A 25698-nucleotide genomic window follows, 5' to 3' on the forward strand; every position below is an offset into this window, starting at 1 on the left:
GCGCCAGCACCTGAAGCTGGTGCGTCTACCAATTCCGCCATCTGGGCACGGTAGCGAGGGGTAAATCACCGTCTCGCCGGGTAGGAGGGCGCCACTAAGCCACGCGCGGCGGGGTGTCAACGGGGCAAATCGGAAGTTCGCAAACTCTTTTTGCCGTATGTCCGCATCAGGGGTGTTTCGGCATTGAAAGCGCAGGCCCGGCTGTGCCAAAGGCGGCGCATTGGTCGCTCGCTTCTTGCGGGCGCGGCAGGCAGGATTTTGGATATGGCAAACGGCGCAGTGGGCGGCAGGACGCGCGATCTGGATGGAATGCTGGTGGCGCTGGTTGGCGGCAGTGGCTTCTTCGGTAAGCATCTGGCGCAGGAACTGCTGGCGCGCGGCGCGCGCGTGCGGGTGTGCAGCCGCCATCCCGAGCGGGCTTTCCGGCTGAAGCCGCTGGGCGGGCTGGGGCAGACGCAGTTCGTTGCGGTCGATGTGACCAGGCCGCAAACGGTAGCCAAGGCGCTGACGGGCGTGGACGCGGTGGTGAACCTTGTCGGTGCGTTCGCGGGCGATCTTGATTCGCTGCAGGGCCGTGGTGTGGGGCGTGTGGCCGAGGCTGCCAAGGCGGCGGGCGCGCAGGCATTTGTCCACATTTCGGCTTTGGGCGCTGATGCTGCGTCCGACGTGGCATATGCGCGGACCAAGGCAGAGGGTGAGGCGGCTGTTCTGGCGGCGTTCCCATCGGCAACGGTGGTGCGGCCTTCGATCCTGTTTGGCGAGGATGACAATTTCCTCAACATGTTCGGTGGTCTGGTGAGCAGACTGCCGGTCCTGCCGGTGTTCGGTCCCGATGCTAAGTTGCAGCCGGTGTTCGTTGACGATGCGGCAGAGGCAATTGCCAATGTGCTGGCCGATGCCGGTGCGCATGGCGGCAAGACGTATGAGCTGGCCGGGCCGGAAGTGGTCACGATGGGCGAACTCAACCGCCGCATCGCCCGCGCGGCCGGTCGTTCGCCAGTGCTGGTGGAACTGCCGGATGCGGTTTCGGGCGCGTTCGCCGCACTCACCGGATGGCTGCCGGGCGCGCCGATGAGCACGGACCAGTGGAAGCTGCTGAAGGCGGGCAACGTGGCGAGCGGTGCATTGCCGGGCATCGCTTCGTTGGGGGTAAGCCCGCGTCCTCTGGGTCTGTTCCTTGACCGTTGGATGACGCAGTACCGCAAGTTCGGGCGGTTTGGCGTGAAAGCAAAGTCGGCCTGAACCTGAACAGGTTTACACAGTTTACACAGTCCTGAAGAAAAACGGCGGGAGGGATCTTCCGCCGTTTTTGCGTGTGCGGAAGGCATCCTTCGACAGGCTTAGGATGAGCGGCTTCTGGGGGCAGGGTGGCGGTGTTCGGAGCAGTAGCATGGCGGGAGGCTATGCCGGCAGCGCACTTGTAGGACAGCGGTTTTTGGGGCGTTTGCGGAACATGCCCTCCCCCGGCCCCTCCCGTCTACGGGAGGGGGGATGTGAGCGCCCGATAATGCCAGGCGGCGTTCCTGTCAGGCGTTCACATCCGCGTAGTGGGCTGGGGGCTGGATCACGTCCATGCGTTCGGCCAGCAGGGGGCGGAAGCTGGGGCGGCTTTTGAAAACGGAGTACCAGCTTCGTGCCTGTTCGTGGCCCGACCAGTCGATCCCGCCGAGGTAATCCGCGACCGAGATCTGTGCGGCGGCGGCAAGGTCGGCAAGGCTCATGGTGGAACCGGCCAGCCAGGGGCGGTTATCGATCAGGTAGTCGATGTAATAGAGGTGCTCGTCCGCCAGCCGCATCGCTTCGCGCAGGCGCTTGCTGTCGGGCGGGCTGCGATAGACGAGGCGCTTTTTCATGCGCTCTTCCAGCATGGGATGCGTGACGTCGGCATAGAAGTTTTCGTCAAACAGCGCGACGAGGCGGCGAATTTCGGCACGATTGGGCGCGGTGCCGTTGATCATCGGCGTCTTGTCGACCGTCTCTTCGAAAAATTCGCAGATCGCCCTGCTGTCGGCCAGGGCTGTGCCGCGCTCGGTATTGTGGATCGCGGGCGTGCGGTAGGCGGGGCTGAGCCGCCCGAACTCCTCGCGCCGCTCCCACGGATTTTCGCGCACGAGATCGTAGGCCACGCCCTTCTCGCTGAGCAGAAGCCGCACCTTGCGGCTGAAGGGACACAGGGGGAATTGATATAACTGCCACATGCCGGGGAGCATTGCGCGGGGAGAGCCGAGCGGTCAAGGACAGGAGGGATATGGTGTTCAGATGTTGCCCTTGATCGAAAGCTGGAAGATCGGGCCGATCAGGCGATTGCGCGTTTCCACGAACTGAATTGGTGCATTCGGGCGAGGGCCATCGAACACCTGACGGTCCCAGCGCTGGCGGCCGTTCAGCAGGTTGTTGGCGCTGGCGCGAACCGTCAGGCCCATCACATCCTTATGTTCCAGGAAAAGCCCCGCAAATACAGGGCCTTCATAGTCCCGTCCAAGTTCGAAGCGACGGTGGTAAAGCGACTGGCGGTTGTATTCGTACCAGCCACCAGCGGCCCAATCCGTGCCTTGAAAGTCCTGACGGAAATTGATCTCGAAATACCGTTCGGTGATGAAACCATAGGGAATGTGCCGCGCGGGGTCGAATGGGTCTTTCAGGCTGGCGAAGGTGAGTTCGACATTGAGATCGAGCCGTGCACCCTTCCATCCCAGCGGATCGAACTGCAGCGTTGTGTTGCTGACGATCTGACGTTCCTTGGCACTATCGACATTGCCGATGGATTCGCCGTTCGTACCAATCGGCACGACTGTGACGTAATCCTGCACGTTGCGACCGACGAGCCGCAGCTTGGTGGAGCCGAGCGGGCCGAATGTGCGGTTGAGTTCAAGTTCGGCAGACCAGTCCTGTTGGGGCACGAGATCGGTATTGCCACTGTTGGCATTGCCATCGTCGAGGAAACGGCGGGCGAGAAAATCGTAGAACGAAAGTTGGCCGACCGAACGTTTCAGCTTGAACGAGACATCGAGCCGCTTGCCTGCCTTCCACCCCAGGGAGAGGGAACCTTTCGGGCGGAAGAACGAGCGGCTGAGGCTATCCTGCGTCCCGGTGGCACCGGTCTGGCGCAGCATGGAGCGTTCGGCGCCAGCGATCAGTTGCAGGGTAAGGTCTTTGGTCAGCGGGCGGCTGAACGAAAGGCTGGCATCATAGCGATCCTCTTTCACGCCGCCGGTGCCTTCGGGAAAGGGGATGTCAACGAACTTGCCGTTGCCGTCGAGCGTGGCGATCATGGCGACATTGCGCAGTGAATTGAATGCGCCTTCACCGGCAAGTTGCCAGTCGCCGCCTAGCATTTTCCATGAATATTCAGCGCGGGCGATGCGCTCTGCGCTGTCGCCGGTCTGGGCGTAGCGATCACCGATAGCGGGCGATCCGTCGGCAAATGTAGTGACGACGGACTGGCTGTAGGGTTCGTGTTCCTGCCGATTGAGGCCGATCAGCTTCAACCGCCCCGATCCCACGGCGAATTCGAAGTCTCCGCCGATTTCCCAGTTCCGCGCCGAGGAGCGGTCGTCCAGATCACGCACCAGTACGGTGCCGTCCGCATTCGTCCGAACCGAATGTTCGGTAAATCCGCGCGGGATGCGTTCGAACGAGCCGTTGATGTTGGCGACCGACGAGCCGGGACCATCGATGGTAAAACGGCCCGCCAGTTTCGGTTCATCGCGATTGGCCTTGATCACGTCCTCGCGCGTCTGGGTTACGGCTCCGGTGCGGTCTGTGATGACGGTCGGCCCACCGGCAGCGCCACGATTGGCGTTGTTCGTCAGGCTGATGGTATATTCGACCGGGCCGGTACGCCCGGTGACGGAAATCTCGCCATTGGTAAGTCGTGGGTCGGCATAGTGGGCGCGAACCTCAGGACTCCAGCGAAACTGTCCTGAAAAGCTGCTGCTGCGTGCCACGACATTGGCGACCTGGCCTGTAAGTCCGGGAATATCGAGCTTTGCGCCATCGACCAGTTCGATGCGCTCGACCGTGGAGGCGGGGATGCGCGAAAGCTGGGTGAAGATGTCGTCCGACTTTGATGAAAGGCGCTGCGAATTGACCAGCACGTTCCCGCTGGCCTGCCCCAAACCGCGGGCTTCCTCGCCCTCGCGGATGGTAAAGCCGGGAACCTGGCGGAGCATGTCGAGTGCGTTGCGTGGGGCAAAGCGTTCGAAATCGGCGGGGGTGAATATGGTTCTGCTGCCCGCTGCCTGCGCCACCGGCGGGGCCGTTTCGGGGGCCGGCTCATCGGCAGCACGTGCCGATGGAGTGAAGGCCGCCAGCAAAGCTGTGCCCGATAGCAAAGTGAATTGTTTCGTTGGAAACCGCATTTTCCGCCGATGGCGAACATATGCGGTCAATGCGTCTTGTGGTCGATCAACGGCATTCCGTGGCCGACCAAGGTCATGCGCATCACCCCGACAACCGCATCCGGTCCCGCAGCACGTCAATCGCGATCCGCTCAACTTCTTCCGCCGGGCTGTCGGCCTCCAGCAGTCGTCCAAGGGAGCGTTGCTTTTGGGCGATGAGGTCTATCGCCTGCAACTTGTCCATGTGTTTCATGGCGATTTCCATGTCCATGCACAGGGCGGCGCCGAGGGCTTCGACTTCTTCGGCCAGTTCTTCGAGCACGACGGCAATCTGGCGATGCGTGGCCTGCTTTTGATTATGTGACGCCATCGGGCTGGCCTTTCGTGGTTCAGGCAGCTTCGGGCAGTGCTGCGCCATCGGTCAGGCTGGCAAGGTTCAGCACCATGACCATGCGGTCTTCGATGGCTGCAAGACCTTCGAGGAAGGGCACCACCGTATCGCCCGCCGAGGTCGGCGGAGGGGGCTGCAGCGCTTCGCTTTCCAGCGTGACGATATCGCTGACCGAATCCACGATCCAGCCGGAGATCTGCGCGCCCTGTTGCGTCACGATGATGGCGTGGCGCGGCGTGGCTTCGGTGGCGCGCCAGCCGAGACGGGCGGCGAGATCGATCACTGGCAGCACGGTGCCGCGCAGGTTGACGACGCCCGCGACGTATGACGGCACGCGCGGCAGGCGGGTGGTGGGCGACCATGCGCGGATTTCGCGGATGGCCATGATGTCGAGGCCGAAGACCTGGCCTTCGACTTCGAAGGTGATCAGTTCGCGCAGCATGGTGTGTGCTCCTTTTTTAGAGACTTAGTGGGCGACGCGGCGCACGGCGGCGACGAGCTTTTCGGGGTCGAACGGCTTGACGATCCAGCCCGTTGCTCCGGCGGCACGGGCGCGGGCTTTCTTCTCGTCCGAACTTTCGGTGGTGAGGACGAGGATCGGGCGATCACGATGACGGCTGCCTTCGCGCAGGCGTTCGATCAGGCCGAAGCCATCAAGGCGCGGCATGTTGATATCGGTGATGACGACATCGACCTCGTTCATGGCCAGCCAGTCGAGCGCGGCCATGCCGTCTTCGGCCTGCGACACGTCGAAGCCGTGGCCTGACAGGGCGTGGTTGAGAAGGGCCCGCATGGAGGGGCTGTCGTCTACGGTAAGAATCCGGGTGGTGTTGCTCATGGGAGGGACTCGCTTTTTCCGTTCAGAACAGTTCGACATCGCCAGTGGACACAGCCGGGCGCGGGGTGGGTTGGACAGGGGGCGCGAACCGGTCTTCCACCGTGCGGAGGCGGACCTGGCCCGATGCCGGGCGGAAATCGACGCGGCGGGCATTGGTGCCGCCCAGATCCTCGCGCATCAGGGCAATCCCTTCGCGGCGGAGAAATTCGCGTGCGAATTCGGCATTCATCGTGCCGATGCGCATCATGTTGCGGTTGACGTTGGCCCCGCCATAAAGGTGGGCCTTGAGATTGCTCTTGCGCGCGCCTCTGGACAGCATCTGGTTGACCAGAAGCTCCATCAGATAGACGCCATAGTGTTCGTCCACCTGCGTGCCGGGCAGATTGGCAGGGGGTTCGGACAGCAGGAAATGGTTCATGCCGCCGATCCTGCTGTGCGGATCGAACAGGCAGGTGGCCACGCATGAGCCGAGGACGGTGGAGTATTCGATCGATGCGCTGGCGCTGGCCAGGGCCTGGCCTTGCATGACCGTGACCCGTTCGAGCGGCGGCGTGCCCGGTATGGGTTGTTCGAAGCTCATGTCACGCTGCCTTGCTGAAGGCGTGGCGGGCGATTGCGCTCAAAGGCGCCACGATGCGTGCGGCGCCAAGGCTGATCGCGGCGCGCGGCATCCCGAAGACGGTGCAGGTCGCCTCGTCCTGCGCGATGGTGCGTGCGCCTTTGTGCGCCATTGCCAGCAGGCCCTTGGCACCATCTGCGCCCATGCCCGTCAGGAGAATGCCGACCGCGCGGGGGCCGACGACTTCAGCGACAGAAGCGAACAATACGTCCACGCTGGGGCGGTGACCGGAGACAGGATTGCCGCTACGCAGCTTGCAATGGAACGAACCGGTTCCGCCGATGGAAAGGTGCCGATCATCGCCGGGCGCAAGATAGACGTGGCCATCCTTCAGCGGCATATCCGCTTCTGCCAGCACGATCTTCGGCGGGCACGACTGATCGAGCGTGCGCGCAACGGCAGGGGCAAAGCGGGCGTTGATGTGCTGCACGATCAGCGTGGGCGGGCAATTGGCGGGAAAGCCCGACAGCACCGTCTGCAGCGCTTCGACGCCGCCGGTGGATGACCCGATGGCAATCAGGGCGGGGCGATCGGCCAAGGTGCCGCGCGCTTCCTGCGCGACGCGGGCAATCGTAGTTGGGGGCGCGACCGGCGCGCGGCGTGGGGCGAACTGGACCTTGGCGGCTTCGCGGATCATCTGTGCCAGCTTGCCGGCATCATCAAGGCCCACACCACCACCCGATTTGGCGTAGCAATCCACCGCACCTAGCGCGAGCGCGCGGGCGCTCATCTCGTTGCCCTGCTGGGTGGAACCGGAGACGATGATCACCGGCGTCGGGCGCAACTCCATGATCTTGGCAAGGAAATCGAGGCCGTTCATGCCGGGCATCTCGATATCGAGCGTGACCACATCGGGGTCCAGCTCGCGGATCATCTGGCGGCCTTCGGCGGCATTCGCGGCTGCAGCAACAACCTCGATGTCCAGCTCCTTGCCCAGCCGGTTCATCAGGATCGCGCGCATCGTGGGCGAATCTTCAACAATGACGACGCGGATGGTCATGCGGCCCTCTTGCGATAGATGGTGGGGCCTTGGGTCGTCAGCAGATCGAGCGCCGGGCCGGTGACACGTTCGGAATGGCCGATGTACAACCACCCGCCGGGAGCGAGTTTTTCGGCAAAGCGCTGCACGAGCCGCTCCTTGGTGGGATTGTCGAAATAGATCATCACGTTGCGGCAGAAGATCGTGTCAAACTGCCCCTGCATCGGCCAATCGCCCTGCAGGTTCAGCGCACGGAAACGGGCAAGCTGCTGCACTTCGGGCGCGATCGTGCTGTCCTCGCCGTGGCTGCGGGTCCAGACGCGGCGCAGCGCTTCGGGTACGGCTTTCAGATCGTCGGTACGATAGGTGCCGCTGCGCGCCTTGGCGATGGCGTGAGTGGCGATATCGCTGGCGAGCAGGCGCAGGTCGCGGCGGGCGATGGCAGTGCCCTCCGATTGGTCGGCCCCAAGAAAGGTCATCAGCAATGACCAGGTTTCCTCGCCGCTGGAACAGCCTGCCGACCACAGCCGCACCTTGCCGCCGCTGTTCAGCCGCTGCACATAGCCGGGCCGGACGTGCTGCGCGAAGTGCTCGAAATGATGCGCTTCGCGGTAGAAGAACGTGTGGTTGGTGGTCAGCGCGCAGATTGCCTTCTGGCGCTCGGTCGCATCTTCGCGGATGCGGATGACATAGGCGCCAAACGTGGCGCAGTTCGAATCGCGCACCAGCGGGGCGAGGCGCGAATAGACCAGCATGGCCTTCCCCGCGGACAGGACAATGCCCGCTTCCTTGTATGTGATATCGGAGATCGCGCGGAAGTCCGCTTCGTCGTACACACCGGGGCTGACACCGGGCATCGACGCATCAAGGGCGTCCATCAGGCTCATGCCGCTTCTGCCAGGGCTGCATTGCCGCCAGCGGAGGCGAGGCTGCGCGATACGAGGCTGTCGACATCGACGATCAGCGCCACCCGGCCATCGCCAAGGATGGTTGCACCCGCCACGCCCTCGACCGAACGGTAGTGGGTGTCGAGGCTCTTGATCACGACCTGACGCTGATCGCAGATCGCATCGACCATAAGCGCGGCACGGCCTGCGCCTTCGGTTTCGACAACGATCAGCACGCCGTCGCGCGGATCGGTGGCCGCGCCCGCCGCGCCGACAGACTGGCTGAGCGGGATCACCGGGATAAAGCGTCCGCGCACGTTGATCATGCAGCGGTTTGCGCCAAGGCCCTGTACTTCATCGGGTTCGGGGCGCAGGCTTTCCACCACGTTGGCCAGAGGCACGACCAGTGTCTGATCGCCCACGTTCACGACCATGCCATCGGAAATGGCCAGCGTCAGCGGCAGGGTGAGCGTGAACGTGGTGCCCTTGCCAGGTTCGGATTCGATGGTGATGCGCCCGCCGAGGTCTTTCACATTCTGGCGTACCACATCCATGCCCACACCACGGCCCGACACGTTGGTCACGGTCTGCGCGGTGGAAAAGCCCGGTGCGAAGATCAGCAGGTCGATCTCTTCCTTGTTCATCACCGTATCGGGCGAGACGAGGCCCTTTTCGACCGCTTTGGCAAAGACGCGCTCGCGGTCGATGCCCTTGCCGTCGTCGCCGATGCGGATGAGGATGCGGCCGGAGCGGTGCTCTGCCGAAAGGGTCAGCGTGCCTTCCGCCGATTTGCCGGCGGCGATGCGTTCGTCCGCCTGTTCGATGCCGTGGTCCACGGCGTTGCGGATCAGGTGGGTCAACGGTTCGCCCAGCCGCTCGATCACGGTCTTGTCGAGTTCGGTCGTCTCGCCCGAAACCTCGAGCTTCACGTGCTTGCCGGTGGTGGAGGCCAGTTCGCGCAGGATACGCGGCACGCGGCTGAACACCGAGCCAATGGGTTGGGCGCGGATGGCCATCGCAGATTCCTGGATGTCGCGGGTCAAGCCCTCGATCATCGCCATTTCCTCTGCCACGGCAAGACCCTGCCCGGCAAGGCGCTGCGCCATCATGGCCTGTGCGATCACGAGTTCACCAACTGCGTCGATCAATTTGTCGAGCTTGCCCAGTTCGATACGGATCGACTGGCCGGGGGCGGGGGGGGCGGGCGGAGCCGAGCCATTTGCTACCGTGCGCGCTTGTGCGCTGTCCGCATCGACGGGCGCGGCAGCGGCGGGCACTGGCGCCGTTGCCGCAACAGGAGCTGCGGCTGGTGCCACAGCAGAAGCGGCCACTGGAGGTGCGGGCTTCGATGTTTCGGGGTGCTGCACCGGCGGCATTTCTGCCGCTTCGCCGAATGTCAGCGAACAATCATCGCCCACGAAATCGAAGATATCGCGTACGGTATCCTCGGTCACTTCGGTGGGGAAGCTGAACGCCCAGCCGAGATAGCCGGTGCCGACGTCAAATGAATCCAGCGGCGGGATCGACGAAATGTCGCAAACCTCGCACCGACCGCCAAGGTCGCCCATTTCGCGCAGCATGAGCAGCGGCTCGCTGCCGTTGCGCATGGCTGCCGCATGGGGGCGCACTCGCATTTGCCAGCGCTTTTCGGATGTTTCGGTATCGGTCCCCGATGGCGCGATCTCGCCAGAGATATCGTCGAGCAGGGCATCGAGATCGAAATCAAAGTCGAAATCGTCTCCCGCGCTCTCGACCTTCGGGGCTGCGGCAGGCTCGGGTTCGGCCACGGGCGCTGGTGCAGCAGCTGTAAAGGCAGGCGCAGAACCAGCATTTGCAGCCATCGCTGCGGTCAGCTCTGCCTGCAAAGCGCTGTCTTCCGGCGGTTCGCTGCCATCACGCGCGGCGGTCACATGGTCGCTCAATGTGTCGAGCGCACCCAGCATCAGGTCAATCAGTGGTCCGGTGATTGCCACCGTGCCATCGCGAACGTCCGAAAGCAGCGTTTCGAACGTGTGGGTGAAGCCCTGCAGCGCAATATAGCCAAACGCGCCCGCACCGCCCTTGATCGAATGGACCGCGCGGAACACCGCGTTGACAGTATCGCTGTCCTGCGTGCCATCACGGCAGGCGGCGAGGCCCTGTTCGGCGGCTTCGAGCGATTCTTCGCATTCGGCGAAGAATATCGCCTGAATTTCCTCGGCGTTCATGCGTGGCTCCCGGAAAACAGTTCGTCGGCAAGGCCGGTAAGCTGGGCAACGTCGCGCAGCGCCTGCGAGGCCTCGATTACCGCGCCGTCGCCCGTCTGGCGGGCGCTGACGAGCAACTGGAGCATGGCCTGGCCGATATGCTGGCATTCGCGTGCATCGATCATCAGAGGACCGAACCCCAGCGCGGCGACCATTTCCGGCAACAGGGCCTCGGCGGCGGCGCGATCGCAGCGCGCGGGCAGAGTGATCGATGGCATGACCGACGACATGGAGATGCTTTTCCTCCGGTTCCACTTGACCGGCCCGGTGGAATCGGACGCGGTGAACAGGGTCATGGAGATAGGGGCACGAGGGCAAAGGTCGCCTTTCGTCCCCCTTAGGTTGAGATACGTAAGGGGCAGCACAGGAAATCGTCGGCTCTGCGCGCGTAAAGGAAGGAGGACGGCTTTATCACGCCTGATCAAGAGGTTCCTTCAGATGCATGATGCACGCGTACTCGTAGTCGATGATTCTGCCGCCATGCGGGCGCTTTTTGCCGACATTCTCGATCAGGCGAAGAACGTGACGGTTGTCGGTGCTGCATCCAGCGCCAACGATGCGCGCGAACAGATCAAGGAGCTGCGCCCGAACGTGGTCACGCTTGATGTGGAAATGCCGGGGATGAGCGGGATCGAGTTCCTGGAAGAGATCATGGGATCGAACCCGATGCCCGTGGTCATGCTGTCCAGCCTGACCCAGGCGGGCACCGAAACTTCGCTCAAGGCTTATGAACTGGGCGCGGTGGAATGTTTCCCCAAACCGCTGAAGGCCACGCCTGAACAATTTGCCAAGACGGTGGGCCAGCTCGGCAAGATCGTGCTTGCCGCAGCCAACAGCAACGTCAAGGATCGACGCGCCCCGCGCGACAGCACAAAGGTTGCCAAGGCGGCTGAGACAAACTTCGAATGGAACGGCCATATCCTTGCGCTCACCGCCTCGATGGGCGGGATCGATGCGCTGACGCAGATCCTGGGCGATTTTCCCGAAAAGTGCCCGCCCACGGTCATCACGCTCAATGCTGAACCCGCCGTGGTCGAAACCTTTATCAAGCGCATGGATGGCGAACTGAAATGTTCGGTAAAGGCGGCCAAGGACGCAACCCCGCTGGTGGCCGGCGCGATCCACATCGCCTATGATCCCAATCTTCATGCCGTCATCGAACCGGGCAGTCCGGCCAAGCTGCGCCTGATCGATCGTGATCCGGTGGATAGTGTGCGCCCTGCGGCCAATCTGCTGTTTGGATCGATCGCGCGCGGGGCCATCCCGGCCGCCGGTGCTGTCCTTACCGGTATGGGCAAGGACGGGGCCAAGGGCCTGCGTCTGATGCGCGATGCCGGGTGCAAGACATTCGTGCAGGACCGCAAGACCGCAATGGTGGCCGAAGCGCCCAGTGCGGCGATGGATATGGAAGCGGCTGACAAGGAGCTTGGGCTGAATGATCTGGGAGAAGCCCTGATTGCGTGCTGCCATTCCGGCTGAAGTTTCTTCTTCTCCACTTCCCGCACGACCCCCGTCCCCTGTCGTGCGGGCAGACTGAAGCCCGGAGCCACACGCTGGCTTCGGGCTTTTTCGTATTTGCGTTATGTGCGGCGAAGCCAGAGCAAGCAGGCTTCTATTCACGCAAGGCCGCAAAGGTGTAGTGTCACCGGCGAAGCCGTTTTGCACATATATGCGTCGCTTGTTGCAGCGAACAATGCCTGCGGCGCGCGCGACATCTTCGCGTCTTTGCGGCTTTGCTTGAGAAAATCTATCCGATCACTGCCGTCAGGGGCAGACGCTCAAGCAGCACTGCTGCGCAGCATCGCTTCACGGATTTCGGTGAAGTCCTGCCGGATGATCTTCAGCTTGGTGGCGTCAAACCGGGTCACACAATCGAGAATGGCATTTCGCGCCGACTGGTAAAGCTGCACCAGTGCAGGAGCCGTGGGATTGGCCATGTCGACGCCCATCTGCAGCGCCGTAAGCGCCGAAACCGCGCGGGTAAGCGCTGCACTCTTGGCTGAATTGTCGCTGCGTTCCTGCGCGTGCAGTGCGCGGCCGATCGATCCGACAACATGTTCGAGGCACAGATCGACCAGTTGGCGTGAATCCGCGCCGCGCACGCGCGCATCGAAATCGACGCGGCGATAGGCTTCCGAAGGGTCGTGGCGGCGATGCAGCATCAGTTGTCACTCCCGTTCCAGGCGTCGATCTGCGCCTTGAGGAAAGACAGGGTGGATTGGGAATTGCTGACGCGCGTATCCATCGAGGCGAAGCGCGAGACGAGCCGCAGACGGAAGTCCTCCTGCTTGGTGGTCAGCGTTTCAGTCTTCTCGGTCAGCGTCTTTTGCAAAGCGGTGTAGCGCGTGATCGAACTGCCAAGCGAGGTTCCCGAAACCGATGAGGCAGCACGGGCGATCTTGTCGATCGAGGCATAGACGCCATACAATCCGGTGGTCCACATCGCACCGGCTTCTTCAGGTGAATCCTGCAATGTCTTCGCCAGACGTGCGGTGTCGAGTGTGAAACTGCCGTCCCGCTCGGTCTTGAGGCCGATGTCGGCAAATGTTGCAGGCGCGCCGCTGGCGGCGTTGGGCATGATGGTCGAACCGGCCAGCGTCACCAGCGCTGTACGCAATGCGCGTGCGCCGGGATCGTTGTTCAACTCGCCGCTGTCCTTGTTCATTGCGGTGTTGAGCTGCGATACGACCTCGTTCAGCGCATCGACCAGATCGGTCATCGCGGTGGTGATGCCGCTGGACGGATCGCTGAAGCTGATTGTGGTAGGGTTGCCGATATTGGTGGCCGTCAACTTCAGGTTCAGTCCGGGGGCAACATCGTTGGCGGCGTTGCTGGTCGATGTGTAGTCCACGCCGTCAAGCGTGAACGCGGCATTGGTCGCCGTGGATTTCAGCCGTGTGCCAGCCGTGGCCGGGGTCCATGCCAAGTCGGCCAGCGCTTCGCCGCCGACATCGGGGGTCGTCTCGATCTGGAAGCCGCTGGTCGCGCCTTCCTTGCCGCGCAGCACGATCTGCGCGCCGCCCGTGCCATTGGCGACATAGGCCGAAACGCCGGTGCCCGCAGCATTGATCGCGGCGGCCACGTCGGTCAGCGTCGCGCCGCTGGGGATGGCGATGTCCACCGCGTCCTGCGCGGTATCGGGGGTGAAGGAGTTGCCCGAAACCGTGCCGAAGCGCAGTGTCAGCGTGCCCGAACCTACCGTGGAACTGGCAGAGGCATAAGCGGGGGTGAGCAGCTTCTGCGAATTGGCAAGGCTCGTCACTTCAAGGCTGTAGCTGCCGCTGCCGGTGGCCGTGCCCTTGCTTACGGTCGCCACGCTGGCGTTCGCGATTGAGGGTTTCACCGCCAGATCGCCGGTGCGGATCAGCGAGCCGATGGACGAAGACAGCGTGCCCATCAGCGATTTGAGGTTCGACGCAGACGATATCTGCGCGGTCAGTTTTTCGTTCTTGGTGGCAAGCTGATCGATGCGCGTGGCAAACTGCGCGGCGGCAAGCTGTTCGGCCAGTTGCGCCGTGTTGATGCCGCTGCCCGCCCCCAGAGTCGAGACGATCTGGGCGGTTGCCGATGTCGATGCGGTGGACGAAGTTGTAGCCATGATCCCTAGGACGGTTGCGCGGCGGCGCGGTTAAGCTGCACGACGGCTTCCGGTCGGCCATCGGCGTCGAATTGCATGTGGATCGGCAGGTCGATTGGCGGCAGCACCGGATTGTCGCCCCGTTTCAGCGACATCACGAAGGCCAGCACCGATGCGATTGCGGCATATAGGTCTTCGCGGATCATCTGGTTTTCGCGCGTGGTGAAATAGACCGAGCGGGCAAGGGGCGGAATCTCGATGGTCGGCACGCCCAGTTCGGCGGCAAGTTCGCGCATCGCCAGCGCCCTTTCTCCGCGCCCCTTGGCCAGCACCACGGGGGCGGGGGCTAGATCGGGGTCATAGGTAAGCGCCACCGAAAAGTGCGTAGGGTTGGTGATCACGAACTGCGCCTTGGCCATCGCCCCCTGCATCGCGCCCATCGCGAACTGGCGTTGCTTCTGGCGGATTGCGGCCTTCTTTTCGGGCGAACCTTCGGCGTCCTTGTGCTCGTCCTTGATCTCCTGCAGCGTCATGCGCAGGCGGAAGAAGCGGCGCACCCACTGGATCGGGAAGTCGATCAGCGCGATCACCACCAGCCCTGCCGCCAGTGCAAACGCAAGCGATGTGATCGCGTCCCACGCCTGCACAAGTTGCCCATGAATATCGCCGTGGCCAAGGCCGATGAGGTCGGCAACCTCACCCTTGGCCCAAGCGTAGGCAATCGTGCCCAGCAGCGCCAGCTTGGCAAGACCCTTTGCCAGTTCGATCCAGCCCTGCGGCCCGAACATGCGCTTCAGCCCCGACAGGGGATTCAGGCGCGATGCCTTGGGCGCAAGGTTTCCAGCGTTCCAGCGTCCGTCGGAAAGCCCCACTTGCGAGAACACCGAAGCCGCCAGCACCAGTCCGCCCAGCACGAAGACCGGCGGCAGCACGGACACCAGCGCGCCCATCAGCAGCTTGTTCGGTGTAAAATCCTCAATCGCGGCGCGATCCAGCGTGAACGAAACGCGCAGCGTATCCTGCAGGGCATCGAACAGCCACGGCCCCGCAAACTTAAGCCACGCTGCTCCCACCAGCACGCCCACAGCGGTCGCAAGGTCTTTCGACCGCAAGACGTCGCCGTTCTTGGCAGCGTCCTTCTTGCGCTTCTCTGTCGGGGCAAAGGACTTCTCGCCCTCCTGCTCGGCCATTGCGGACGCCTCTCCTTATTGCGCGATCAGCGCGGCGGCTTGGCCGACGGCGGTGGCGGAAATATCAACCATCACGTCAGGCAGCATCGGCGCGGCGGCGATCATGGCGGCAAGGCCTGCCAGCACGCCTGCGGGCAAGCCGAGCGAGAACAGGTTGAGGCTTGGCGCGGACCGGCTGATGATCCCCGTCGTCACCTGCACCAGCAGCAGGATCAGTGTGACCGGCAGTGCGATCAGCAGCGCGGTGACGAACATCTGGCTTGCAAACTGCGTTATAAGTTCCATCCGCCCCGGCGCGAGCCACGCTGTGCCCGGCGGGAAGGTGGCATAGCTATCAACCAGCAGCGCGATCCAGTTGAGATGCGCCCCGGTGCCAAGGAAGATCACCGTCAGCACCACCGCAAAATACTGCCCCATCGCGGGCGAACTTGCCCCGCTTACCGGGTCTGCCGTGGTGGCGATGGACATGCCCATGCCGCCACCGATGATCTCCGCCGCCAAAGTCGGCGCGGCGAACGAGAGTTGCAGCGCAAAACCGATGGCAAGGCCGATCACGACCTCATTGGCCACCATCAGAAGCCCGCCTACCGAAAGCAGCGCAGGGGGGGCGGCAACCGGTGTCCACCCGCAGATCAGCAGGGCAATCGCCCCGGTCACGATCACGCGCACCTGCGGCGGCACCGTGGCCGCGCCAAACAGCGGTGCAGCAAACATCGCAGCGCCGATCCGCGTCATCACGAACATCCAGCGCCAGAAATCGGCTTCAAGCGCGCCAAAGCCGAAGTTCAGTTGCAGCACGCGCTCAACCCTGACCGGTCGCGGCGATCTGGTCGAAGATCTCTTTCGTGAAATCCCCGATCAGGCCCAGCATGGCCGAACCGAACAGCACCAGCACCAGCGCGGTAACCGCCAGCTTGGGCACGAAAGTCAGCGTCTGTTCGTTTACCGAAGTCGCGGCCTGAATGACGCCGACGACAAGGCCCACGGCAAGCGAGGCGAGCAGCACCGGTGCCGCCACCAGCGCGGTGATCCAAAGCATCCGATCGGCCAGCGAGAGAAGGGCGGAGGTGTCTTCCATCATCCGAAACTCGCTGCAAGGCTGCCCATCAGCAGCGCCCAGCCATCGACCAGCACGAACAGCAACAGCTTGAACGGCAGGGACACAATCGTCGGACTCATCATCATCATGCCAAGGCTCATCAGCACGGATGAGACGACAAGATCGATCACCAGAAACGGCAGGAACAGCATGAAGCCGATCTGGAACGCGGTTTTCAGCTCACTGGTGACGAAAGCCGGCAGCAGGATCGAATAGGGCACGTCTGCCGTGCTGGCAAAGCGCGGGGCCTTGGCCATATCGGCAAACATGCGCAAATCCGTTTCGCGCGTCTGGCGGATCATGAAGCCGTGAAATTCGCGCCCGCCCGCCGCAAAGGCCTGCTCTGCGCCGATCTGCCCGCTGGCATAGGGCTGGATCGCATTGGCGTTCACCTTGTCGAGCGTCGGCCCCATGATGAACAGCGAAAGGAACAGAGACAGCCCGATCAGCACCTGATTGGGGGGCGATTGCTGCAGGCCCATTGCCTGCCGCAGGATGGAAAGCACGATCAGCACACGGGTGAAGCTGGTCATCATCAGCACCAGCGTGGGCAGGATCGTCAGCAGCCCCATGATGAGCAGGAGCTGCAACGAAAGCGATAGTGATCCGCCGCTCTGCGCCCCGGCCATCTGCCCGAACGCCCGGTCCAGCGCGCCCGAAAGCGCGGCAGGTTGCTGCGCGGTAGCAGGAGCCGCAGCCACCGCAGCCATCGCGTGATGCGGTAACAGGACGAGCGCGGTCGTCATCATGGCGAAGAGGCGCTTCACTGCACTTCCTCCGCGTCAACCTTGGGTCGCGCTGGCGCTTCGGCCAACCGGACGAGTCCGTTCTTGCCCGCCGAAACCAGAATTTCGCGCCCGTGGAATTCCAGCACGGCCAGTCGCAGCGTGGGGGAAAGCATCTGCGTTTCCACGATCCGCACCGACTTCGGCGCGTTCCCGCTCATGAAGCGGCCTTCCATGCGTTTGGCAAACTTCAGGCTGGCCCAGGCCAGACCGCCGATCAGTGGCAGCAGGACCAGGAGTTTGAGGACGTACCAGAACATCAGTCTTCATCCCCCTTGGCCGCAGCCTTGGGCGCTTTCTTTTCGGGCGAGGCGGCTTCTTCGCCGTCCGATCCAGCAAGCTCGACGATGCGCAGGCCAAACCTGTCGCCCTGCGCCACCACTTCACCGCGCGCGATCAGCTTGCCGTTGACCATTACGTCGAGCAGTTCGTCGGTCATCCGGTCGAGCATGACGACCGATTCCTCGGTCAGGCCCAACACGTCCTTCAGCTTCATCGAAGTGCGGCCTAGTTCAACGGTCAGGCGGACATCGACATCCTTGAGGAAATCAAAACCGCGGGGCTGGAAGGTCATCTGTTCTGGCCTCTCGTGAAAATCAGGAAAGCTGGTTGATCTGGATGGCGACGCGATCTTCGAGCGCGCCGATGGTGCCGGTGGCATATGTCTTGTCGCCCACCCGCAGCGGCACGTTGCGCGCAATCGGCACGGATAGGACTTGTCCCACACGCAGCGCCGAGACGGTGGCCAGCGGCAGTTTCATGTCCACCAGCACCGCGCTCAGATCGATCGGCAGGTCGGCAAAAGGGGCGTCGGTTGGCCGGGCCGGGCCGCGCGTGGCCTTTGCAGGACGCTGGCTTTCACCATGCGCGAACATCTGGGCCAGCGTATCCATTGGGAAAGCGACGGAAATCATCCACGGCATCCGGCCCTGTTCCAGCACGTTCAGCGTCAGTGCCGCAACCGGCGTGCTGCCCGGCATGGCCTGAAGCTGTGCAAGGCTGGCATCGCGCCGCACCGCGCGGATGGGGGCACCGCTGCCGCCCAGCGCCACGGCAAGGCAGGTGGCGAGGAGCTGTTCGATCCGCCCGATCATCAGTTCGGCGGAAAGCGGGAACTCCTTGGGCAGCGATCCGGGGGTATCGCCGGGGCCACCGAACGCGCGGTCAACCAGCCGCAGCACGCTTTCGCCCTCAATCGTCACCATGAATGGTCCGTGGCCGATCTGCATCAGGCTGTTGGCGGCAAGGCGCGGGATTTCCGAACAGAAATCCTCAAAATCGGTCTTCATCGGCTTGGCCGGATTGATCTGCGGCTCCGCTCCACCCAGCAGGGGCGACAAAGCACCGCGCACCGCCTTGGCCAGACGCTCGCTCATCCGCGCCAGCGCGGACACAAGTTCTGCGGTGTCCGGGCCGGGGCGCAGCAGGGCCGCATCGTGCTGCGCGATGGCACGTTCGGCAATAAAGGCGCGTTCTGGTTTCATGGGGGGCAGAAAGCCTCGGTTCGAATTTTCGGAAATTTACTGGACGATGAACGACTTGAAGTAGACGTTCTCCACCCCGCCAAAGCCCTCGTTCTCGGTCAGAACCTTGTTGATCGTGGCGGTCAGGCGCTTTTGCAGGCGACCCTTGCCGTCCGGGCTGATCACATCTTCTTCAGGCGTATCGGCAATGGCGATCAGCAGTGCGGACCGGATCGCCAGTTCGTGCTTCTTCATCCACAGCACCACGCGGTAATCGCGGCGGGTCGAGGCCGAGATGTTCACCTGCAGCAGTCCGTCAGAATTGCGCAGGTTCGATGTGAAGTCTTCGGGGAAGTTGTAATAGACGGTGCGGAACTCGCTCCCGCCATCGCCGTCGGTGTCGCCAGCGGCTCCTTCGCCTTCGCCTTCCTTGGCTGCGGGGGCATAGGGGTCTTCCTCCCCCTTGCGGATCAACTTGGGGTTGTTGTCCACCTTGATCACTTCATGCGGGCCACCGCCGCCGATCACGCCCGCTGCCACAAGGCCGAACACGCCGCCGCCGCCAACGCCCAGCAGGGCAATTGCGCCGACGACTTTCATCATCATGCCGCCACCCTTTTTCTTCTTGGGCTTTTCTTCCTTGTCGCCTTTGTCGCTCATGGTCGCTCTCTCAGAATTGGAATGTCAGGATCAGGCCCAAAATCAGGCATAAATGCCGCTGTCGCTGTCGCGGGTCTTGCCGGTGGCATCTTCGTGGAGGGTGGAGGCTTGGGTGCCACCGGTGCCGGTGCGCACGTCGGTGCGCGCCTGCTGCTGTTGGCCCTGCTGGTGCTGACTTTGCTGCTGCCGCTGTGTGCTGGTATCGCTGGCTTGCGCGCGGGCATCGCCTTGTGCCTGGGAATTGGGATTGCGGGTGTCGGCCGATGTGGCGGCCGCGTCTGCGCTGGCACTTACCGCGCGGGCAAAGCCGGGGTCGGCACTGCTCATTGCCACCGCCATGCCGTTGTCATTGCGGTCAAAACGCAAGGACACACGCCCGAAATCGGTGTTGGTCACCGCTACGTTCACCGTGCGCGGCGAAGCCTCTTCGCGGGCGCGGGCGAGCGTATCGACCAGCGTGGCAAAATCGATGCGCTCGGCCTTGGTTTCGCTGCGGGCAGCCCCGCTTACCGGCTGGTTATCGGCCTGAACTGGCGCTTCGGTGAAAACGGTCGAAGGCGTGAGTGCTTCGGCCAATTGCAGCTTTGCGGCTTCGGGTGCGGATGCGGCCTGTTTGCGGGGTGAGACTTCGCTTGATTCCGGGGCGATGGAGGCATCGCTCGTCACCGGCGTTGCGTTCGGCGTGGCAGGCGCGGTGTCGGCGGTCTGCAGTGTGGCGGCAAGGGTGGTTGCCGGAGCGACTGCTGGCGCGGCTGGGGCAGCCTGTTCCGCTGCAGATGGGCTGGCCACTCTTGCCGTCACCGGCGTTGCGGTGGTGCGCGACGTGGGCGCCAGCTCGATCTGTGCAGTGCTGGCGATCGCAGCGGCAACCGTGGCTGGTGTCGCGGGCGCGGTGCCGGGTGCTGGCGTGGCCGGGCTGGCAGGAGTGGCAACGGGCAATTGCGGGGACGCTGCGCTGTTTGGCTCTGTCTGCGCGGCCGGGGCGGCAAGCCGGTCGGGCGCGGCAAAGATCGCAGTGAACAGCGCAATATCGGGCTGCGTCGCTACTTCGGCTTCGCCATCGGAAGGAACAGCGTTTTCATCGACCACTTCGGCGAGCGGATCGGCGGCGACATCCGTTGCTGTATCGGTGGGTTGTGTCGGGCGGGCAGGATTTACCTTCAGCAAAGCGGCCTGCGGCAAGTTTGCCAGCGGAAGGGGGGCAACGGCAATTGCCGCTTCCGGCAAAGTCTTGCCGCTTTCCGGCAAAATCGCGCCTGCCGCTTGCGACGTTGCCGCCTGCGTCGTGGTCATAAGTGCCAGCAGCGCGTCAAAACTGGGGGGAGTGGGCGTGCCGCTGCCAGCGCCCAATTCCGCCGGGTTTCCTGCCTTTTCCAGCGGTGCCGCCACGGTGGGCATTGCCACAGGCGTCAGGGCGGTCTGCAGGGAAAGGGCGGAAAGGTCGGTCATCGCAAGGGTCTCCGGCGTTTGCGTTAACCCTGTTTATTCAAGACCCGTGCCAGATGGCTTCTTGCCGGTCGTAGGTATTGCCCCTGATGCGATCTTGCGGGCGATCAGACGCTCCTGCGCTTGTGCACGCTCTTCCACGGCGGCGCGGCGGCGTTCGGCAGCGGCGGCTTCCTGCGCCTTGGCATCGGCAATACGCTTTGCCGCTTCGGCATCGGCGCGGGTTCCGCTGGTGATGCGGTCAAGCCCGGCGATGAAGTGCCGCAACTGCTGAAGCCCATGCGCATCGCGCACATCGGTGCGGGCGGCATAATCGGCAGACAGGCGGCTGGTGCGTTCTACCAGACCCTGCAACTGCGACAGCGTGCCTTCTGCCTTGCCTGCTTCGGCAAGGGCGGTCTGCCGCGCAATGTCACGAATGCGCTCCAGCCTCTTGAGCCGGGCCAGCCGCGCGCGTTCGGCCTTCACGGCCCGATCAACTGCGTCAGCGCGGCAACGCTGGGCACCATCGGCACCACCTCACGCTGCGGCTGGCTGATGAAGCCGGTCAATGCCTCGTGCATGGCAATCGCCCGGTCAAGCTGAGGATCGGCCCCGGCGCGATAGGCCCCCATCAACACCAGATCGCGGTTGGCTTCATAACTTGCCACCAGCGCGCGGAAGGTGCGGGCAGCTTTCTGGTGTTCGGGCGCGGTGATATCGTTCATCACGCGGCTCAGCGATGCGGCGATGTCTATCGCCGGATATTGCCCGCGCTGCGCCAGATCGCGTGACAGCACGATATGCCCATCAAGGATCGAGCGCGCGGTATCGACCACCGGGTCATCCTGGTTGTCGCCATCGGCCAGCACGGTGTAGAGGCCCGTCACCGAACCACCGCTTTCCGCCGAATTGCCCGCGCGCTCCACCAGCTTGGTGATCGTGGCGAGCGCGGACGGCGGGTAGCCACGCGCCGCGCCGGGTTCGCCCAGCAGCAGCGCAATTTCACGGCCCGCGTGGGCCACGCGCGTCAGGCTGTCCATGATCAGCAGCACGCGCTTGCCCTGCGCGCGGAAGTATTCGGCCAATGCGGTGGCCATCATCGCGCCACGGATGCGCAAGTTCGGCGCGTGGTCGGCGGGGACGGCCACGATGACCGAGCGTTCGCGCTTCGATCCCTGCATGTGTCGTTCAACGAAATCAGATACTTCGCGCGCGCGCTCGCCAATCAGGCCCACGATCACGATCTCGGCCTCCGCGCCATGCGCGATCATGTCGAGAAGCACGGATTTGCCCACGCCAGACCCGGCCATGATGCCGATGCGCTGGCCGATACCGAAGGTGGTCAGGGCGTTCAGCGCGCGCACGCCGGTATCGAAACTCTCGCGCACCGGGGACCGGTCCAGCGCGGCAGCGCGCACGCCACCGGCGGGCCATTCGCGGCGGCTGTTGATGGGGCCGCGCCCGTCGATAGGTTTGCCCTCTCCATCCACCGCGCGGCCAAGGAACGCCTCGCCCACCGGGACCATGCCGGGCCGGCCTTCGGGGCGCACCTTCGCGCCGGGGCGCAGAAGTACGGGATCGCCAAGGAGCATCATCAGCGTGCGCCCGTTGCGAAAACCTATCGTCTCGGCGGTGAGCGACCCGGCCCCATGCGCGATGCGGCATTGCGTGCCGATGGGCACGGAAAGCCCCGAAACTTCAAGCATTCCGCCATCGCAGGCGGCCAGCAAACCATAGCGCGGCGGGGTGAAATCGGGGCCGCACAGGGCCATGCTGTCAAACAGCGGTTCGGCCAGATTCAGCATTGCCGCAACGCCTCCTCAATCGAGCGCCGCCACTGCTCCGGGCCATCCTCAACCCCGCCACTCGCGCCTTCGACGCGCACCGAGCCGCGCTCCAGCGCAGCGTCGGGTTCGAAATGCCAGTCTTCGGGCAAGCGCGCGGCGATCAGCGCAAGATCTTCAGGATGCAGGCGAATTACGCGGGCATCCTCGGCGCGGGCGAGCATTGCGGCGGCAACTTCGACGCGGCGGGTCAGACCATCGGGATCGAGCGCGGCGGGCGCTATCGCGGATTCGCACAGGGCGATCACGGTTTCGCGCAGGCGGTCCTTCAGGTCGGACTGCATGGCAGCGTCGAGGCGCGATAAAGCGAGTTCGATTTTGCTCCTCGCGGCGTCCTGTTCGGCGATGATTTGGGCTGCGGCTTCCTGCGCATCGCCCATGCCGCGCGCGTATCCTTCGGCCCACTTTTCTGCCAGTGGATCAGATACTTCTGCGGCATCGTCGGTGTCACCTGGTGCGTCCAGGTGCGCGCTAGGTGCATCTAGGTGCACTTCAGGAATTACCAGATCGGGGAAGAAGCGGCGGTCGTGCGCAAAGCCTGCGGATACCCGTCCGAGGTCAGCCAGAGACACTGCCCGCAGGGGGTCAGACATAATCATCATCGCCTGCACCGAACACGATCACGCCCTCGGCGGCGAGGCGGCGAGCGGCGGTGATCATGGCCTTTTGCGCCTCGATCACCTCAGCCATCTTCATGCGACCACGCGCGGCGATTTCATCGCGGATACCATCGGCAGCGCGCGCCGACATCGAGCGGAAGAACGGTTCGCGCAGTTCCTCGGCAATGCCCTTCAACGCGGCGATCAACGCATCGCTGTCCACCTCGCGCAGCAGCGCGCCCATCGACTTGTCGTCGAGTACATAGAGGTGTTCGAACTTGAACATCTCGTTCTCGATGGCCTTGGCAAGCTGGCGGTCCGCCTTGGTGATTTCGGGCATGACGCGCTTTTCGACCGCGCGGGCCGATGCGTTGATGATGTCTGCGGCCTCGCGCGGGCCACCCATCGAAAGCGCAGCCGATCCGTGGCATTCGAGAATGCGCCGGTCGAGCATTTCTTCAAGCATGGCAATGGCTTCGGGTGCGACCGGGCCGAGCGAGGCAATGCGGTGGACGACCTGCCCCTGAATTTCTTCGGGCATGGCGTGAAGCACGGCAGCGGCCACTTCGGGATCGAGTTGCACCAGCAGCACTGCAATCGCCTGCGGATGTTCATCGCGGATCAGCGGGACGATGACCTGCGGCGTCAGCCAGCGGGCGAGTTCTATGGTTGGCGTGCGCGAAGGATCATCCGGCAGGATGCGCTGCATCAGGCTGTCGGCCTTCACTTCGCCCACGGCGCGCGTCATCAGCGAGCGCACCTGCCCGACGCGATCGTGCGCGATCAGGCCAAGGCGTTCGGTCTTTTCCACAAAGCCCGCGATGGCCTGCGCGATGGCGACCGGGCCGATTTCGCCCAGCGCGCACATCTTTTCGCCGAGAAGCCGAAGTTCGGACGGTTCAAGCTGCGAGAGAATCTGCGCCGCCTGATCGTCTTCCAGCAGCATGACCATGACCGCAGCGCGTTCGGGGTCCGAAATCTGCGCATCGTCGCCGAGGATGTCTGTCATCTCGCTCATGCGGCACCTTCTTCTTCAGGCTCTTTGAGCATCTGTTTCAACGCAACCAGCGCATTGTCGGGCTTTTCGACGACGAGGCGCTGGGCAAGACTGACCTGCCGTGCCAGCGCTTCGGCATCGACCACGCCGGTTTCCGGGTCTTGGGCAGGCTGGATTGCGGCGGCGACTTCTTCGGCTGTAACTTGGGGAACTGCATCTTCGGCATCTTCGCCAGCCGCATCCCCATCACCGTCTTCACCGGTTTCAGAGTCTTCGTCCTCTGCCGTTTCGTCCTTCTTGCCCTTCTTCCTTTTCGGCGCTTCTTCCGTATTGGCGGGATCGCGCTTCAACGCCTTGATCAGCGGGCGAACGCCGAGAAGGAGCACGAGCAGCACTGCGACAAGCGCCACGGCATTGCGCAGGATCGTGGCAAACCACGGAGTTTCCCAGAAGGGCGCAGGTTCGACCACGGCAGGTTTGAACGCACGCACCGCCACAGCCACCTGATCGCCGCGCGCTGTATCGGCACCAACAGCGGCACTGATCAACTGCTTGATCTGCTCGATCTCTGCCGGCTTGGCCTTGGCCATGACTTCTGCGCTGAGGGCGACGGCGACCGAGAGGCGGCGGACCTTGCCGGGTGTCTGGTTGGAAACAGCAACTTCACGGCCCAGTTCGTAGGTTCTGGTGGAGCTACTCTCACCGTTCTGCTGAGCCGTAGCGGCTGAGGCAGGCGGCGTGCCCGCAGGCGCGCCGGGCTGCGCTACGGTGGCAGGCGGCGGGGTATTTGCGGTGACGCCCGGCACGCCCTGCGCTGGAGCAGCGGCGGCAGACTGCGATGCGCTTTGGCTTTCCTGTCGCACCACGCCCTGCTTGTCATAGCTTTCGCGCGCGGAGGTGACCTGATCCATATCGAGATCGACCTGAATTTCGGACGAGAAGTTGCCATCGCCGAGCATCGGCGTCAGCAACTGGGCAACCTGCTGGCGCAGCTTTTCTTCCATACGCTGCTGCAGTTCGAGCCGGTCACCATCGACACCGCCCGCTTCGGACAGCAGACGACCGTGCTGATCGACCACACGCACGGCATCGATCGACAGGCCCGGCACCGACCCGGCGACAAGGTTGACGATGGCGCGCACCTGGCTTTCAGAAAGCTGCCGCCCGCTCTTCAGCTTGACCATAACCGAGGCAGACGGCGCGATATTGTCACGCACGAAGACCGACTTTTCGGGTTCTGCGAGATGGACGCGGACGGATTCCACGCCATCGATTTCCATCATCGTCAGTTCCAGCTCGCGCTCGCGCGCGGCTTTCAACCGCTGGCCTTCAAGGCCACGGCTGGCTCCCATCGGCAGCTTGTCGAGCATCTGGGTGCCGGTTTCGGGCGTGGCGATCGCGCCATCGGACGCGGCGGCCATGCGCGCCTTGTAGAGATCATCCTCGCCCACGGTGATCGCGCCGCTGGCATTGTCGATCTGATAGGGGATCGCCGCTTTTTCGAGGCTGGCGATCACTTCGGCGCGTTCGCCATCGGAAAGCTGGCTGTAAAGCATCCGCTGCGGCGCAGGCGACATTGCCAGCCAGAGAACGGCTGACAGGCCCGCAGCCGAAACGCCCGCGAACCACGGCAACATCTTGCGCACCGGCGGTTGAGAAAGGAACGCCTTGGCCCGCGCGCCGGGACCACCGGCGGCGGGATCGGTCAGTACGCTGAAGGTAGATGGGGCGGGCGTATCGGCTAGGTCGGCCATTT

The 25698-nt window shown here is 63.6% G+C and carries 28 protein-coding genes; 2 read left to right on the plus strand and 26 right to left on the minus strand.

What is annotated here, in order from left to right; translation table 11 throughout:
• Nucleotides 1-264: 264 nt before the first annotated feature.
• On the plus strand, nucleotides 265-1242 hold the full coding sequence (locus tag ACOVQ0_RS18490) for a complex I NDUFA9 subunit family protein (RefSeq protein ID WP_421887953.1): 978 nt from the start codon (nucleotides 265-267) through the stop codon (nucleotides 1240-1242).
• A gap of 284 nt (nucleotides 1243-1526) precedes the next feature.
• Here ACOVQ0_RS18490 and ACOVQ0_RS18495 read toward each other — a convergent pair whose 3' ends face one another.
• The 10 genes from ACOVQ0_RS18495 to ACOVQ0_RS18540 form a co-directional block, all read right to left on the minus strand.
• Entirely contained in the window at nucleotides 1527-2198 is a 672-nt protein-coding gene (locus tag ACOVQ0_RS18495) for a glutathione S-transferase family protein (RefSeq protein WP_421887956.1), read from the minus strand.
• 57 nt (nucleotides 2199-2255) lie between these two features.
• Nucleotides 2256-4361 (minus strand): TonB-dependent receptor plug domain-containing protein, encoded by a 2106-nt coding sequence (locus ACOVQ0_RS18500; protein WP_421887958.1) that lies wholly within the window; start codon nucleotides 4359-4361, stop codon nucleotides 2256-2258.
• 82 nt (nucleotides 4362-4443) lie between these two features.
• The gene (locus ACOVQ0_RS18505) at nucleotides 4444-4758 is read right to left on the minus strand and encodes a hypothetical protein (RefSeq protein ID WP_421887960.1); all 315 of its coding nucleotides are present in this window, start codon (nucleotides 4756-4758) and stop codon (nucleotides 4444-4446) included.
• On the minus strand, nucleotides 4730-5173 hold the full coding sequence (locus ACOVQ0_RS18510; protein WP_421887963.1) for a chemotaxis protein CheW: 444 nt from the start codon (nucleotides 5171-5173) through the stop codon (nucleotides 4730-4732). Before ACOVQ0_RS18510 ends, ACOVQ0_RS18505 begins: the two co-directional genes overlap by 29 nt.
• 24 nt (nucleotides 5174-5197) lie before the next feature.
• On the minus strand, nucleotides 5198-5569 hold the full coding sequence (locus ACOVQ0_RS18515) for a response regulator (protein ID WP_084278551.1): 372 nt from the start codon (nucleotides 5567-5569) through the stop codon (nucleotides 5198-5200).
• Nucleotides 5570-5591: 22 nt separating this feature from the next.
• The gene (locus ACOVQ0_RS18520; protein ID WP_421887966.1) at nucleotides 5592-6149 is read right to left on the minus strand and encodes a chemotaxis protein CheD; all 558 of its coding nucleotides are present in this window, start codon (nucleotides 6147-6149) and stop codon (nucleotides 5592-5594) included.
• 1 nt (nucleotide 6150) lies between these two features.
• Nucleotides 6151-7188: a protein-glutamate methylesterase/protein-glutamine glutaminase gene (locus ACOVQ0_RS18525; RefSeq protein WP_421887969.1), complete on the minus strand. Its 1038-nt coding sequence runs from the start codon at nucleotides 7186-7188 to the stop codon at nucleotides 6151-6153.
• On the minus strand, nucleotides 7185-8054 hold the full coding sequence (locus ACOVQ0_RS18530; protein ID WP_421887973.1) for a CheR family methyltransferase: 870 nt from the start codon (nucleotides 8052-8054) through the stop codon (nucleotides 7185-7187). Before ACOVQ0_RS18530 ends, ACOVQ0_RS18525 begins: the two co-directional genes overlap by 4 nt.
• Complete coding sequence (locus ACOVQ0_RS18535; RefSeq protein WP_421887976.1) at nucleotides 8051-10261, minus strand: chemotaxis protein CheA; 2211 nt, start codon at nucleotides 10259-10261, stop codon at nucleotides 8051-8053. The genes ACOVQ0_RS18530 and ACOVQ0_RS18535 overlap by 4 nt, the downstream gene beginning before the upstream one ends.
• Nucleotides 10258-10596, minus strand: coding sequence for a chemotaxis protein CheX (locus tag ACOVQ0_RS18540; protein ID WP_421887980.1), 339 nt, complete (start codon nucleotides 10594-10596; stop codon nucleotides 10258-10260). Before ACOVQ0_RS18540 ends, ACOVQ0_RS18535 begins: the two co-directional genes overlap by 4 nt.
• Before the next feature lie 142 nt (nucleotides 10597-10738).
• On the opposite strand from ACOVQ0_RS18540, the gene ACOVQ0_RS18545 reads away from it, so the two are divergent.
• A complete protein-coding gene (locus ACOVQ0_RS18545) occupies nucleotides 10739-11779 on the plus strand; it encodes a chemotaxis protein CheB (RefSeq protein ID WP_421887984.1) in 1041 nt (346 codons plus the stop codon).
• Nucleotides 11780-12078: 299 nt separating this feature from the next.
• On the opposite strand, the gene fliS is transcribed toward ACOVQ0_RS18545, so the two are convergent.
• The 16 genes from fliS to fliF are packed head-to-tail and all read right to left on the minus strand — an operon-like array spanning nucleotide 12079 to nucleotide 25696.
• Nucleotides 12079-12462, minus strand: a complete 384-nt coding sequence (gene fliS, locus ACOVQ0_RS18550; RefSeq protein ID WP_421887987.1) for a flagellar export chaperone FliS — start codon at nucleotides 12460-12462, stop codon at nucleotides 12079-12081.
• Nucleotides 12462-13898, minus strand: a complete 1437-nt coding sequence (fliD, locus tag ACOVQ0_RS18555) for a flagellar filament capping protein FliD (RefSeq protein ID WP_421887991.1) — start codon at nucleotides 13896-13898, stop codon at nucleotides 12462-12464. The genes fliS and fliD overlap by 1 nt, the downstream gene beginning before the upstream one ends.
• Before the next feature lie 5 nt (nucleotides 13899-13903).
• Entirely contained in the window at nucleotides 13904-15067 is a 1164-nt protein-coding gene (locus tag ACOVQ0_RS18560) for an EscU/YscU/HrcU family type III secretion system export apparatus switch protein (protein WP_421887993.1), read from the minus strand.
• Between the two features lie 15 nt (nucleotides 15068-15082).
• A complete protein-coding gene (fliR, locus tag ACOVQ0_RS18565) occupies nucleotides 15083-15865 on the minus strand; it encodes a flagellar biosynthetic protein FliR (RefSeq protein WP_421887995.1) in 783 nt (260 codons plus the stop codon).
• A 4-nt stretch (nucleotides 15866-15869) separates the two neighbouring features.
• Nucleotides 15870-16145, minus strand: a complete 276-nt coding sequence (gene fliQ / locus ACOVQ0_RS18570; protein ID WP_421888138.1) for a flagellar biosynthesis protein FliQ — start codon at nucleotides 16143-16145, stop codon at nucleotides 15870-15872.
• On the minus strand, nucleotides 16145-16876 hold the full coding sequence (fliP, locus tag ACOVQ0_RS18575; RefSeq protein ID WP_421888141.1) for a flagellar type III secretion system pore protein FliP: 732 nt from the start codon (nucleotides 16874-16876) through the stop codon (nucleotides 16145-16147). Before fliP ends, fliQ begins: the two co-directional genes overlap by 1 nt.
• A 53-nt stretch (nucleotides 16877-16929) precedes the next feature.
• Entirely contained in the window at nucleotides 16930-17211 is a 282-nt protein-coding gene (locus tag ACOVQ0_RS18580) for a flagellar biosynthetic protein FliO (protein WP_421887998.1), read from the minus strand.
• The gene (gene fliN / locus ACOVQ0_RS18585) at nucleotides 17211-17525 is read right to left on the minus strand and encodes a flagellar motor switch protein FliN (protein ID WP_421888001.1); all 315 of its coding nucleotides are present in this window, start codon (nucleotides 17523-17525) and stop codon (nucleotides 17211-17213) included. The genes ACOVQ0_RS18580 and fliN overlap by 1 nt, the downstream gene beginning before the upstream one ends.
• Nucleotides 17526-17547: 22 nt before the next feature.
• On the minus strand, nucleotides 17548-18435 hold the full coding sequence (locus ACOVQ0_RS18590; RefSeq protein WP_421888005.1) for a FliM/FliN family flagellar motor switch protein: 888 nt from the start codon (nucleotides 18433-18435) through the stop codon (nucleotides 17548-17550).
• A 36-nt stretch (nucleotides 18436-18471) separates the two neighbouring features.
• Nucleotides 18472-19074, minus strand: a complete 603-nt coding sequence (locus ACOVQ0_RS18595; RefSeq protein WP_421888008.1) for a flagellar basal body-associated FliL family protein — start codon at nucleotides 19072-19074, stop codon at nucleotides 18472-18474.
• Nucleotides 19075-19116: 42 nt separating this feature from the next.
• Nucleotides 19117-20523: a hypothetical protein gene (locus tag ACOVQ0_RS18600; RefSeq protein WP_421888011.1), complete on the minus strand. Its 1407-nt coding sequence runs from the start codon at nucleotides 20521-20523 to the stop codon at nucleotides 19117-19119.
• Nucleotides 20524-20556: 33 nt separating this feature from the next.
• On the minus strand, nucleotides 20557-20988 hold the full coding sequence (locus tag ACOVQ0_RS18605; RefSeq protein ID WP_421888014.1) for a hypothetical protein: 432 nt from the start codon (nucleotides 20986-20988) through the stop codon (nucleotides 20557-20559).
• Entirely contained in the window at nucleotides 20985-22307 is a 1323-nt protein-coding gene (locus ACOVQ0_RS18610) for a FliI/YscN family ATPase (RefSeq protein ID WP_421888017.1), read from the minus strand. The genes ACOVQ0_RS18605 and ACOVQ0_RS18610 overlap by 4 nt, the downstream gene beginning before the upstream one ends.
• A complete protein-coding gene (locus tag ACOVQ0_RS18615) occupies nucleotides 22301-22939 on the minus strand; it encodes a FliH/SctL family protein (RefSeq protein WP_421888020.1) in 639 nt (212 codons plus the stop codon). The genes ACOVQ0_RS18610 and ACOVQ0_RS18615 overlap by 7 nt, the downstream gene beginning before the upstream one ends.
• Nucleotides 22932-23963, minus strand: a complete 1032-nt coding sequence (gene fliG / locus ACOVQ0_RS18620; protein ID WP_421888022.1) for a flagellar motor switch protein FliG — start codon at nucleotides 23961-23963, stop codon at nucleotides 22932-22934. Before fliG ends, ACOVQ0_RS18615 begins: the two co-directional genes overlap by 8 nt.
• On the minus strand, nucleotides 23960-25696 hold the full coding sequence (gene fliF, locus ACOVQ0_RS18625; RefSeq protein ID WP_421888025.1) for a flagellar basal-body MS-ring/collar protein FliF: 1737 nt from the start codon (nucleotides 25694-25696) through the stop codon (nucleotides 23960-23962). Before fliF ends, fliG begins: the two co-directional genes overlap by 4 nt.
• Nucleotides 25697-25698 lie beyond the last annotated feature (2 nt).

Origin of the sequence: Novosphingobium sp., assembly GCF_049240505.1 — a bacterium.
Lineage (GTDB): Bacteria > Pseudomonadota > Alphaproteobacteria > Sphingomonadales > Sphingomonadaceae > Novosphingobium.